Annotated in this window: 12 protein-coding genes; 10 read left to right on the forward strand and 2 right to left on the reverse strand. The window is 38.9% G+C overall.

The features are described 5' to 3' along the window. The first annotated feature begins 10 nt into the window (after positions 1-10). Genes uxaC through G9H65_RS00105 form a run of 4 tightly spaced genes read left to right on the forward strand, consistent with a single transcriptional unit; the run spans position 11 to position 4,391 of the window. Positions 11-1,414: a glucuronate isomerase gene (gene uxaC, locus G9H65_RS00090; protein ID WP_166373249.1), complete on the forward strand. Its 1,404-nt coding sequence runs from the start codon at positions 11-13 to the stop codon at positions 1,412-1,414. A 3-nt stretch (positions 1,415-1,417) separates the two neighbouring features. Beyond that, a complete protein-coding gene (locus tag G9H65_RS00095) occupies positions 1,418-2,428 on the forward strand; it encodes a sugar kinase (RefSeq protein WP_166373251.1) in 1,011 nt (336 codons plus the stop codon). A gap of 2 nt (positions 2,429-2,430) precedes the next feature. Continuing rightward, positions 2,431-3,093: a bifunctional 4-hydroxy-2-oxoglutarate aldolase/2-dehydro-3-deoxy-phosphogluconate aldolase gene (locus G9H65_RS00100; RefSeq protein ID WP_166373253.1), complete on the forward strand. Its 663-nt coding sequence runs from the start codon at positions 2,431-2,433 to the stop codon at positions 3,091-3,093. 20 nt (positions 3,094-3,113) lie between these two features. Next, the gene (locus tag G9H65_RS00105) at positions 3,114-4,391 is read left to right on the forward strand and encodes an MFS transporter (RefSeq protein WP_166373255.1); all 1,278 of its coding nucleotides are present in this window, start codon (positions 3,114-3,116) and stop codon (positions 4,389-4,391) included. A 47-nt stretch (positions 4,392-4,438) separates the two neighbouring features. Here the strand turns inward: G9H65_RS00105 and coaBC are convergent, their stop codons facing one another. Further along, positions 4,439-5,629 (reverse strand): bifunctional phosphopantothenoylcysteine decarboxylase/phosphopantothenate--cysteine ligase CoaBC, encoded by a 1,191-nt coding sequence (coaBC, locus tag G9H65_RS00110; RefSeq protein WP_166373257.1) that lies wholly within the window; start codon positions 5,627-5,629, stop codon positions 4,439-4,441. A 69-nt stretch (positions 5,630-5,698) separates the two neighbouring features. Between coaBC and panC the strand changes: the two genes are divergently transcribed. Both panC and panB read left to right on the forward strand, forming a co-directional pair. After that, positions 5,699-6,577 (forward strand): pantoate--beta-alanine ligase, encoded by an 879-nt coding sequence (gene panC / locus G9H65_RS00115; protein WP_166373260.1) that lies wholly within the window; start codon positions 5,699-5,701, stop codon positions 6,575-6,577. Further along, on the forward strand, positions 6,555-7,370 hold the full coding sequence (gene panB, locus G9H65_RS00120; RefSeq protein ID WP_166373262.1) for a 3-methyl-2-oxobutanoate hydroxymethyltransferase: 816 nt from the start codon (positions 6,555-6,557) through the stop codon (positions 7,368-7,370). Before panC ends, panB begins: the two co-directional genes overlap by 23 nt. Here panB and panD read toward each other — a convergent pair. Next, a complete protein-coding gene (gene panD, locus G9H65_RS00125; protein WP_166373264.1) occupies positions 7,367-7,717 on the reverse strand; it encodes an aspartate 1-decarboxylase in 351 nt (116 codons plus the stop codon). The genes panB and panD overlap by 4 nt on opposite strands. Before the next feature lie 69 nt (positions 7,718-7,786). On the opposite strand from panD, the gene G9H65_RS00130 reads away from it, so the two are divergent. The 4 genes from G9H65_RS00130 (at position 7,787) to G9H65_RS00145 (ending at position 11,907) form a co-directional block, all read left to right on the forward strand. Continuing rightward, positions 7,787-8,506 (forward strand): type III pantothenate kinase, encoded by a 720-nt coding sequence (locus G9H65_RS00130; RefSeq protein WP_166373266.1) that lies wholly within the window; start codon positions 7,787-7,789, stop codon positions 8,504-8,506. Positions 8,507-8,812: 306 nt separating this feature from the next. Then, positions 8,813-9,613: a UDP-2,3-diacylglucosamine diphosphatase gene (locus tag G9H65_RS00135; RefSeq protein WP_166373268.1), complete on the forward strand. Its 801-nt coding sequence runs from the start codon at positions 8,813-8,815 to the stop codon at positions 9,611-9,613. A gap of 1 nt (position 9,614) precedes the next feature. Then, positions 9,615-10,802: a glycosyltransferase family protein gene (locus tag G9H65_RS00140; RefSeq protein ID WP_166373270.1), complete on the forward strand. Its 1,188-nt coding sequence runs from the start codon at positions 9,615-9,617 to the stop codon at positions 10,800-10,802. A gap of 178 nt (positions 10,803-10,980) precedes the next feature. Then, positions 10,981-11,907, forward strand: a complete 927-nt coding sequence (locus tag G9H65_RS00145; protein ID WP_166373272.1) for a metallophosphoesterase family protein — start codon at positions 10,981-10,983, stop codon at positions 11,905-11,907. The last annotated feature ends 2 nt before the right edge of the window (positions 11,908-11,909 follow it).

Raw genomic sequence — 11,909 nt, forward strand, 5'->3', positions numbered from 1 at the left:
TTAAAACACGATGAAGGCTTTTTTAAACGAAGATTTTTTATTGCAGTCGGGCACCGCTCAGACTTTATACCATCAATATGCGGCTCAAATGCCGATCATTGATTACCACAACCATTTGGTTCCTCAACAGATTGCGGAAGACAAGCAGTTTGACAATATCACTCAAATTTGGCTGTATGGCGACCATTACAAATGGAGGGCGATGCGGGCTCATGGTGTCAATGAAAAATACATTACAGGAGATGCTACTGACGAAGAAAAGTTCATGAAGTGGGCAGAAACGGTTCCTTATACCATGCGTAACCCTTTGTACCATTGGACTCATTTGGAACTACAACGTTATTTTGGGGTAACTGAAGTGCTCAATGCCGAATCTGGAAAGCGTATTTATGATCATTGCTCTGCTTTATTACGTAGCAAAGAATATTCTGTTCGGAATTTGTTGAGAAAAATGAATGTCAAAGCGCTTTGTACGACAGACGACCCTATCGACAATTTGGCATATCACCAAGCGATCGCGGCTAGTGGTTTTGAGATTAACGTGTTACCTACTTTCCGTCCAGATAAAGCCATGGCGGTGGATGATGAATTGACTTTCATTGAATATGTGAATGCCTTAAGCGAGGTGACGGGCAAGCAAATTAATCACCTGCAAGATTTTAAAGATGCGATACAAGAGCGTCACGACTTTTTCCATGCTGTGGGTTGTCGATTGAGTGATCATGGATTAGAGCATATCTATGCAGAGGACTATACCGAGGAAGAAATTGAGCTTATTTTCACTCGATTGCATTCAGGTAAAACCATCAATAAAAGAGAAAAATGGCAGTTTAAAACTGCGATGTTGGTATTTTTTGCTCATTTAGATCATGCCAAAGGATGGACACAGCAGTTTCATTTGGGAGCCTTGAGAAATAATAACAATCGACTTTTAAGTAGTTTAGGACCTGATACGGGTTTTGATTCCATTGGAGATTTTGAACAAGCTAAACCTTTGTCCAAATTTTTAAATACATTGGATAGTACGAACCAATTAGCGAAGACGATTTTATATAATTTGAATCCTCGAGATAATGAATTGTTTGCGACTATGACGGGAAATTTTCAGGATGGAAGTATCGTCGGAAAGATTCAATTTGGCTCAGGATGGTGGTTTTTGGATCAAAAAGATGGCATGGAAAAGCAAATCAATGCTTTGTCAAATATGGGAATGTTAAGTCATTTTGTGGGTATGTTAACTGATTCCCGCAGTTTCTTATCTTTCCCAAGGCATGAGTATTTTAGAAGAATACTTTGTAATTTGATTGGTCAAGATGTGGAAAATGGCGAATTGCCAGCAGATATAGATTGGTTAGGGAAATTGGTCAAAGACATTTCGTATACCAATGCATCCCAATTTTTTAATTTCGAATAAAGCATGAAAAAAGTAGTTACGTTTGGAGAAATCATGGGGCGTTTAAGCCCTCCAGGTTATGGGAGAATAGTACAGGCACAATCGCTCAATTTGACTTTTGGAGGAGGAGAAGCCAATGTTTCTGCTGCTTTGGCACATTTGGGAATTCCGGCAGCCCATGTCACTAAATTTCCAGATCATGAAATGGGGCATGCGGCTACTTCTTATTTCAGAAAAGTGGGTGTTGACATGCAGTATGTTCAATATGGTGGCAATCGTTTAGGCTTATACTTCACTGAATTTGGCGCCGCTATGCGCCCGAGTAAGGTGGTTTATGACCGAGCAGATTCTTCCTTTGCCCATTTAGATCCAAAAGAATTTAATTGGAAAGAAATCTTAAAAGATGCCCAATGGTTTCATTGGACGGGCATTAGTCCCGCTATTTCTGAATCGGCTGCTCAAGCGTGTAAAGAAGCTATCAAGGTTGCCAACGACTTAGGAATCACCGTTTCTGCCGATGTCAATTACCGAAAAAACTTGTGGCAATATGGCAAATCGGTGCAAGAGGTTATGCCTGATTTAATTGCTGGTTGTGATATCATTGTTTGTGGAAAAGGAGATGCTGAAGATATTCTGAACATCGTTCCAGACGGTAGTACCAAAAGCGGTTGGGAATCAGTTTGCAAGCAAATCATGGTGAAGTTTCCTCGAATTAAAAAAATCATCAATACCAAAAGAGGTCAAATTTCGGCTTCACAAAACACTTTGTCGGCCACATCATTCAATGGCAAGCAAGTATTGAAGTCGGAAACGGTAGAAATTAGTCAAATAGTAGATAGAATTGGCGGAGGAGATGCTTTTATGGCTGGATACATCTATGGGAATTTAATTCTGAAAGATGAAGCTCAGTCATTATCATTTGCTGTAGCGGCATCCGCATTAAAACACACGATCGAGGGGGATATTAATTTAGCCAACCTAGATGAAATAGAAACCGTCATGAAGGGAGACCTGACAGGACGCTTAAAACGATAATTATGGCAAGAAATTCTTCCGAAGTTGTATATCAACGCATTCAAGAAACACCGATCGTCCCATTGTTTTTTAATGCTGATTTATCCATTGCTACAAGCGTATTAAAAGCTTGTTATGATGGAGGAATCCGTGTTTTTGAATTTACGAATCGAGGTAAAGAGGCTCCCTATATTTTTGCGAAAGCGATGGAATATGTGGAGAAAGAATGTCCTGATTTGGTATTAGGGATTGGTACTATTTATGATGCCAAACAAGCCCATGAATTCATTCAAATGGGAGCTGATTTTATGCTACAGCCTTTCACTACGGAAGCAGTTGGGGAGATTTGTGGTAAATATGATATACCTTGGATGCCAGGAGCGATGACCTTGACCGAAATTCGTCAGGCCGAAATTTGGGGTGCAAAGATTGTCAAGATATTTCCTGGGAATGTGGTGGGGCCGGCTTTTGTGAAAGCATTAAAAGGACCTATGCCCAATACACAAATTATGGTGACTGGTGGAGTAGAACCAAACAAAGAGAGTTTGAGTACTTGGTTTAAAGCAGGTGCTGCTGCGGTAGGTATGGGTTCACAATTGTTCCCTGCAGATTTGATTGCTAAAAAAGATTATCATGCTATTGAACAAATGATTGCCGAATTAATAACAACTTACCGGGAACTGTAACCCAAACAAAACCTCATACTATGGAAATAGGAAAATATCGTTGGAAAATTTGCGCATTGCTATTTTTTGCCACCACCATCAACTACCTAGATAGGCAAGTGATTGGTTTATTAAAACCGGTTTTAGAAGACCAATTTAATTGGACTGAAACAGATTATTCCAACATTGTCATCACCTTTCAGGCTGCCTATGCCATTAGTTTATTAGGTTTTGGAGGAATTATTGATCGAATCGGAACCAAATTAGGTTATTCCATTTCCATCGTTGTTTGGAGTATTGCGGCTATGCTGCATGCTTTGGCAACAGGTACCTTGAGCTTCGCATTCATGCGTGGTTTATTGGGTTTGGGTGAAGCTGGTAACTTTCCCGCAGCGATTAAGACTGTAGCGGAATGGTTTCCAAAAAATGAAAGGGCCTTAGCTACAGGTATTTTTAATTCTGGTGCCAACATTGGAGCTGTTGCTGCCCCTATTTTAGTTCCTTGGATCTTAGGTGTTTATGGTTGGGAAATGGCCTTTATTGCGACTGGCGCCATTGGTTTTATTTGGTTGATTTTCTGGTGGTTATATTATGAAGTTCCATCTAAACACAAGGAATTATCTCCAGCTGAATTTGAATACATCCATGCGGATAAAGAAGAAAAAGATGAAAACCAAGAGCCTGTTAAATGGGCTAAATTATTTGGCTTCCGCCAAACTTGGGCTTTTTTCTTTGGGAAAATGCTGACCGATCCTATTTGGTGGTTTTTCCTTTTCTGGTTACCCTCTTATTTCTCTGAGCGTTTCCAATTGGATTTGAAAAAACCGAGCTTGGAATTGATTATCGTTTATACTGCCACGACCGTAGGAAGTATTGGTGGAGGTTGGTTATCAGGTAAATTAATTAACCTAGGCTGGCCTTCTTTTAAGGCTAGAAAAATCACCATGTTAGGTTTTGCCTTGGCAGTAGTTCCCATCATGTTAGCCCGTTATTGTGATAATATTTGGCAAGCTGTAGCATTGATCTCTTTGGCAGCTGCCTCTCACCAGGCCTGGAGTGCTAATATTTATTCCATAGCGACGGACATGTTCCCTAAGAAAGCAGTTAGTTCCGTCATTGGAATTGGAGGAATGGCTGGTTCTGTAGGTGGTATTTTCTTTCCTATGATTGTGGGATCCCTATTAGATAAATATAAACTTTTGGGGAATATCAATGATGGTTATAACATCATCTTCTTGCTTTGCGGAAGTGCCTATGTGTTAGCTTGGTTGATTATATATTCCTTGGCTCCTAAATTGGAGATCGCAAAAATTGATTAAACATACTCTATTTGAATTAGGCGTGTTGAGCAATCAGCACGCTTTTTTTATTTCCAAGACTGAAATAAATCAAGCAGTTCTTGAGCAATGGCTTCTTTTGATTTCAGGCTAAAAGCATGTCGCTCTCCGGAAGCATGAAAGACTTGAACTTGATTGGTATCTAAACCAAAACCTGCACCTGGTTCTTTTAAGGAATTCAGGACAATCGCATCCAGTTTTTTTCTTTGTAATTTATCCAAGGCATGAACTTCTTCATTCTCAGTTTCCAAAGCAAAACCTATCAGTTTTTGATGGCTTCTTTTTTGTGAACCCAAATTGGCTAAAATATCTGTGGTTTTTTCTAGACTAATTTCTAGTGTATTTTCCTTCTTCTTGATTTTTTCACTGGCCACTTTGGCTGGTCGATAATCTGCCACGGCGGCAGCCATGATGGTCCAATCCGAATTTGAAAATTCGCGAAGACAAGCTTCTTCCATTTCTTTGGCAGAAACAACTTTATTCCAATGAATACCCGAAAAGGCTGGTTTCAAAGCCATAGGACCCGCAATGACAGTAACTTCAGCGCCTTGCAAATAAAAGGCCTCCGCTAAAGAAATGCCCATTTTACCCGAAGAATGATTAGAAATATAGCGAACGGGGTCTAAAGCCTCTTGGGTTGGCCCTGCACTAATCAACACTTTTGTCCCCTGCCATTTATTCCCTCTACCTATATTTTCGACGAGCGCTAGCAGCATTTCCTCTGGTTCAGCCATACGTCCTTCTCCGTGTAAACCACTCGCTAAAAACCCGGTATTTACCGATAAAATATGATTTCCATAAGACTGTAATTTGGCCAAATTTTGCTGAGTAGAGGGATGTTTATACATGTCCTCATCCATGGCTGGGGCGATAAAGGTTGGGCAACGAGCCGACAAATAGGTGGCAATTACGATGTTGTCGCACAAGCCATTAGCCATTTTACTTAGGGTATTGCATGTAGCTGGAGCGATAATAAAAGCATCTGCCCAAAGGCCTAATTCTACATGGTTATTCCAAACATTATTTTCATGGAAATCGATCCAAACTGGGTAATTAGAAAAGGTCGAAAGCACTAGTGGAGAGACGAAATCTTTGGCAGCCTGGGTCATAATAACACGTACCTCTGCTCCATTTTTTTTCAATAGACGAACCAAAAGTATCGCTTTATAAGCCGCAATACTGGCACTAATTCCTACGACGATTTTTTTACCCTGTAACATAGCATTAGAAAAGGTCGGCAAGTAACGAAATTTGCTTAAAATAAGGTAATTTTAGGCCCAATTTCGACCATGAAGATATTTGAAACAAAACAGGCATTGCAAGATTTCATCGATGAACATCGGTCGAAAAACACCCTGATTGGATTTGTTCCTACCATGGGAGCTTTGCATGAGGGGCATTTGTCGCTCATAGAAAAATCCAAACAACATGGGGCAGCGACAGTCTGTAGTATTTTTGTTAATCCGACCCAATTCAATGATCCTAAGGATTTTGAAAAATATCCAAAAACCTTAGAGGAAGACATACAAAAACTTGAATTAGCTGGCTGTGAGGCTCTTTTTCTTCCGTCTGTAGAAGAGATGTATCCAGAAGGAATGCAACAATTACCTCATTATTCCCTAGGACGATTGGAGGAACTTTGGGAAGGTGCGCATAGGCCCGGTCATTTTCAGGGAGTATGTGTGATTGTGCATCGATTATTGGAGGCCGTCCGTCCGGATTTATTATTGATGGGTTCTAAAGATTTCCAACAGGTCGCCGTCATTCGATATTTATTAGCTCATTATTCATTTGAACCCAACATGGAATTGATCTCTTGTGAGACCATTCGTGAGGCAAGTGGATTAGCTATGAGCAGTAGAAATGTTCGACTTAGTCCTGAACAAAAAATACAAGCCTTAGCCATTTATCATGGTTTTGATATGATACGAATGGCTATATTTGAACAAAAAACTAGGGAAACCGAGGTATTAGAGCAACAATTTGCTCAACAATTATTGGATGCAGGCTTTGAATCCGTGGATTATATTGCTTTTGCAGATCCATTTAGCTTAGAACCTATTACTGATCTCTCTCAAACATTTGTTGTATTAGTGGCCGCAAGTATAGGTGGGGTTCGACTGATCGACAATCAATTATTTCCACATGAGCTATTTAAAAGAGTTTAAAAAAATCACGACACAGAGCTTACAAATCATGAAAAAGCAAGGAGAAAAAATCTCCATGCTGACTTGTTATGATTATTCGATGGCGAAATTATTGGACCAATCTGGTGTAGATGTTTTGCTGGTGGGTGATAGTGCTAGTAATGTGATGGCAGGCCATGAAACCACGCTGCCCATTACGTTAGAACAAATGATTTACCATGCACAATGCGTGGTTAGAGGAACGGACCGAGCCTTGGTCATTGTGGATTTACCTTTTGGCTCCTATCAATCCAATAGTGAGATTGCTTTATCTTCTGCCATTCGAATCATGAAAGAAACGGGGGCACATGCCATCAAGTTAGAAGGTGGGCAAGAGGTGATTGATAGTATCAAAAAAATTGTGAAAGCAGGGATTCCAGTTATGGGGCATTTGGGGTTGACCCCACAAAGTATTTATCAATTTGGATCATATGGTGTAAGGGCCAAGGAAGAGGAAGAAGCTAATTTATTGGTAGAGGAAGCCAAGATGTTGGAGGCAGCTGGTTGTTTTGGAATAGTTTTGGAAAAAATCCCGGCTGATTTAGCTAAAAAAGTGAGTGAAAGTTTACTTATCCCAAGTATAGGCATAGGGGCTGGAAAACATTGCGATGGGCAAGTTTTAGTGATGCATGATATGTTGGGTATAAACACAGAGTTTAAACCTAGGTTTTTGCGTCGCTATTTGAATTTAGGGGAATTGATTCCCTTAGCAGTAAAAAATTATGTGGCAGATGTCAAGCAACAAGATTTCCCCAATGAGGAAGAATCTTATTAGACAAGGCGGTTGGCTGCATTTGGAAATACGACGGTTGGCTTAAACGTTTTAGCCATTTCAAAGTCCATGAGGGCGTAGGAAATAATGATAACAATATCGCCAACTACGGCTTTTCTTGCAGCAGGACCATTGAGGCAAATGATGCCTGATCCACGTTCCCCTTTGATTAAATAGGTTTCTATTCGTTCCCCATTATTCACATTGACTACCTGAATTTTTTCATGTTCTAACATGTTGGCAGCATCCATCAAATCTTCATCCATGGTTAAGCTTCCTACATAATCAATATTTGCTTCCGTGACTGTGGCGCGATGCACCTTTGATTTTAATATTTGTATCTGATACACAATTTTCGTTTTTGAGAGTGCACAAATTTACGAAAAAGAAATAGTTAACTTTGTTAACAAATCGAATGAATGATGGTATTTTGCTTGGATTTCGGAAATTCTCAATTAAAATATGCTTGGGTAGAGGCCGATCGAATCGTTGATTTTGGTATATTAAATCAGGTAAATATTGATTCAATCATTCAAATCTGCCAAAATAAACAAATTGATTCCATCATTCTTAGTAGCGTAATAGATGTTCCATCTGAGTTAATTTTTGCCTTAAAAGTTTTAGCACCATTATATCAACTAAGTTCCACTTCTTTGACTCATGTAGATTATGCGCAATATGATAAATCGACATTAGGAGTAGACCGATTAGCTATAGCCGAAGGGGCTCAAATTTTATATCCTACAAGCAATCATTTAAGTATTTGTTTGGGAACATGCATTACGTATAATTGGATAGAGAATGGCTATTTTAAAGGCGGTGCAATTAGTCCTGGACTTATGATGCGAACGAAATCCATGCATGATTATACGGCCCATTTACCAGTAATTTCTCCTCAGATGCATTTTCCTTTATTAGGACAATCTACTACCAGTAATTTATTGGCTGGAACCATGTCTGGAATATTGTTGGAGGTACAAGGATATATAACGGAATTGAGAAAACTGGATCCTTATGTAGTTATTATTTTATGTGGCGGGGATGCTCCATATTTTACGTCCCAATTAAATGGATGGGACATACAATTTGAACCTGACTTAATTTGGAAAGGTTTAGCAGGATTGGCGAAGTTAAATTAACAATTAACAACGCTGTCAAGGTTTAAAACCTTGCCAGCGTTAGGCAAATCTATCAATTTTCCCATTCTATATTCATCAAAAAACTGATATATTTTCATTATATCAGTAAGCTGATTTTAACAAAAAATTACCAAGAAAGTGATTGATTTAACGGGCTAAAAAGACCAATTTTACCAACGCTGTCAAGGTTTAAAACCTTGACAGCGTTAAGGAATTTTCAAGTTAAAATTTAACCATCCCTTAACGCCCTCCTAACACAATCAACTGACAATCAACGTAGTTTTGGATCAAGAAAAACTACGCAACATGAGCGTTAACTACCAACCCACTTACAAAACCATCGTTATTTCCGATTTGCATTTAGGAAGTAAAGGTGCCAAAGCCAAAGAAGTTAATGAATTTCTGAAAGCTTATTCCTGCCATCAACTCATTCTAAATGGGGATATCATCGACGGATGGCAATTAAAAAAGGGAGGCGAATGGAAGAAAAAACACACAGGATTCTTTCGTGCTGTCTTAAAAATGATGGATCGCTGGGATACTGAAGTGATTTATTTACGTGGTAATCACGATGATTTTCTGGATCAAATCATTCCATTAAAAATAGGTAAACAGTTTTCTATCCGAAGAGATTATACTTTAAAGACATTCGGTAAGAAATATTTTATCACCCATGGCGACATATTTGATAGTATTACTAGTCAAATGAAGTGGTTAGCTTATCTAGGTGACATCGGTTATACTTTCTTATTGTGGGTGAATAAATGGTATAATTACCATCGTGAAAGACAAGGAAAACCTTATTATTCCCTTTCTCAAACCATCAAACAAAAAGTTAAAGCAGCCGTCAATTTCATCTCTGATTTTGAAGAAAAACTAGTTGAACTAGCTATTGCTCAAGAAGCAGATGGCATCATCTGTGGCCACATTCATAAAGCTGAAATTAAAGAGATTCGAGGGATTTCCTACATGAACTCAGGTGATTGGGTAGAATCATTAACTGCCTTGGTAGAAACACATCAAGGTGAATGGCAAATTCTTCAGTATCCTGATTTTGATTTAAAAAAAGAATTAAAAGAAATTTTAAGCGACCAAATGACCCTCTAATATGGGAAAGTTTATATATACGATTCAAGGAGAGGGAAGAGGGCATTTGACCCAAGCTATTTCCCTTAGTCAATTAGCAGAGGAAGCAGGGCACGAAGTCGTAGGGTATGCTGTTGGTTCCACCAATAATCGCAAAATTCCTAGCTTTTTTACTGATTATATCGGAGATAAACCTCTTTTACAATACGAAAGCCCATCGCTTTGTTATGGCAATGGGAAGGCTGTTCAAGTAGGCAAAACGGCCTTACAAGCATTCTCCAAATTTAAAACTTACTGGAATAGTGCCTCCGAGTTAGCTTCATTTATTGATGAAAATAGACCTGATGGAATCATTAATTTCTATGAATCCATTACTGGCCTCCACCAATGGAGAACTGGCGCTAAAATTCCATGCATATCCATAGGACATCAATATCTTTTGTTAAACAAACACTTTCAGACCATTCCTGAAAAGAAAATTGATCAATTTTTCCTCAATCTAAATACGCAAATCACAGCGATTGGTTCTAAGAAAAAACTAGGCCTCTCCTTTTTGCCTTTGGAAAATGACACAAAACGGAATATCGATGTGATTCCTCCCTTATTAAGAAAAGAGGTAAAAGAATTGAAATCCACAGCTGGTAAAAGTTGGTTAGCTTATTTAACGCACTTTCGACTAGCCGAAGATATCATGGCATGGTCTACACTCAATCCAGATATTCAACTCGACTGTTTTTGGGACCACCCTAGCCACAAAGAAATCTTTCACTATTCTGCTAATTTGACTTTCCATCCCATTCATGCAGAACTTTATTTGGAAAAAATGTCACAATGTGCCGGCTTAATTTCCACAGCTGGATTTGAGTCCATTGCAGAAGCCATGTATTTGGCCAAACCAACGATGATGGTTCCTGTTCCCAACCACATCGAACAAATGATCAATGCATTCGATGGAGCTCAGTCGGGCGCAGGTTTAGCCGCAAGTACTTTTGATTTAAATCTTTTCAAAGTCTACCAAAAAGACCACGTAACGGATTATTCTACCTACCACCATTGGATTCAGGAATCTTCTCGATTAATGGATATTCACTTACGAGAACTAATTCAACCAGAACGGAAGAAAAAAAGTAGCTGGAAGTCGCTATTTACCAAGCGAATCCATTGGACATTGCCTAAAAATAATGGCGGCTTATCCATTCCAAAAATATAATTTACACCTACTACTTGTTGGATCATTCCCTGATAGCTTAGCCTTTATCATTTAGTTATCAAGAGGCAACATTTCCTTATTATTTGCCCTAAAAAAAACACAATTATATGATTTTCAGGAAAAACTAAGGTAAAACTAAAATAGGAAATTTGGGTAGAAATCATGACTCAACCATCCTATGAATAGAAGGTCTTTACTACACACCTTAGGTTTAGTTGCAAGTTCAATTAGTTTGCCTTCCATGGGAATGGCAAAATCGTCATCCCCCCAAAATTCTAAACCTTATCGCATTGCACATATCACGGATGTGCACATGATGCCTCTGATAGGTGCTGCCAAAGGGCTAGAAAAATGCCTTAGTCACATCCAAAATTTACCCTCTAAGCCTGATTTAATTATCAATAGCGGAGATGCCATTATGGACGCTCATCGAGGTGGGCGTGGAGTTGCCGAAAAGCAATGGAGACTTTGGAACGATGTATTAACTCATTCACTTTCTACACCTATTATTCAGTCCATCGGTAACCATGATATTTGGTGCAAAAATGAAAATCCACAAAGCATCGTAGATGGAAAAAAATGGGCACTAGATGAATTAAAAGAGGATAAATGCTACACGTCAAAAGACCTAGGTCATTGGCACTTAATTAGCTTAGATAGTATTAGTCCCAACCAAGATGGTCAATGGTACACGGGGAAAATCGATGAAGAGCAAATGGAATGGCTAAAAAATGAATTAGCCCATATTCCTCCATTGAAGCCTGTCATGATTGTCTCTCATATTCCTATTCTATCAGCATGTATATTTTTTGATGGAAAAAGATTTGAAAAAAATCAATGGAATGTACCTGGGAAATGGATGCACGAAGATGCCAGTGAACTAAAGGATTTATTCCTAAAATACCCTAATGTCAAATTAGCTATCAGTGGGCATATTCATTTACTCGATCGTGTAGAATACAATGGAGTAAGCTACTGCTGCAATGGAGCAGTAAGTGGTGCCTGGTGGTCAGGGGATTATCAACAAACAAAACCTGGATATGCCATTATTGACCTATATCCAGATGGCAGTTTCACGAATACTTACACAACATATAAATCTTAAAT

Source organism: Aquirufa ecclesiirivi, assembly GCF_011250515.1.
In the GTDB taxonomy this organism is placed as follows: domain Bacteria; phylum Bacteroidota; class Bacteroidia; order Cytophagales; family Spirosomataceae; genus Aquirufa; species Aquirufa ecclesiirivi.

Coding starts and splice junctions, on each gene's coding strand:
- uxaC (WP_166373249.1), top strand. CDS start 11: ATGAAGGCTTTTTTAAACGAAGATTTTTTATTGCAGTCGGGCACCGCT.
- G9H65_RS00095 (WP_166373251.1), top strand. CDS start 1,418: ATGAAAAAAGTAGTTACGTTTGGAGAAATCATGGGGCGTTTAAGCCCT.
- G9H65_RS00100 (WP_166373253.1), top strand. CDS start 2,431: ATGGCAAGAAATTCTTCCGAAGTTGTATATCAACGCATTCAAGAAACA.
- G9H65_RS00105 (WP_166373255.1), top strand. CDS start 3,114: ATGGAAATAGGAAAATATCGTTGGAAAATTTGCGCATTGCTATTTTTT.
- coaBC (WP_166373257.1), bottom strand. CDS start 5,629: ATGTTACAGGGTAAAAAAATCGTCGTAGGAATTAGTGCCAGTATTGCG.
- panC (WP_166373260.1), top strand. CDS start 5,699: ATGAAGATATTTGAAACAAAACAGGCATTGCAAGATTTCATCGATGAA.
- panB (WP_166373262.1), top strand. CDS start 6,555: ATGAGCTATTTAAAAGAGTTTAAAAAAATCACGACACAGAGCTTACAA.
- G9H65_RS00130 (WP_166373266.1), top strand. CDS start 7,787: ATGATGGTATTTTGCTTGGATTTCGGAAATTCTCAATTAAAATATGCT.
- G9H65_RS00135 (WP_166373268.1), top strand. CDS start 8,813: ATGAGCGTTAACTACCAACCCACTTACAAAACCATCGTTATTTCCGAT.
- G9H65_RS00140 (WP_166373270.1), top strand. CDS start 9,615: ATGGGAAAGTTTATATATACGATTCAAGGAGAGGGAAGAGGGCATTTG.
- G9H65_RS00145 (WP_166373272.1), top strand. CDS start 10,981: ATGAATAGAAGGTCTTTACTACACACCTTAGGTTTAGTTGCAAGTTCA.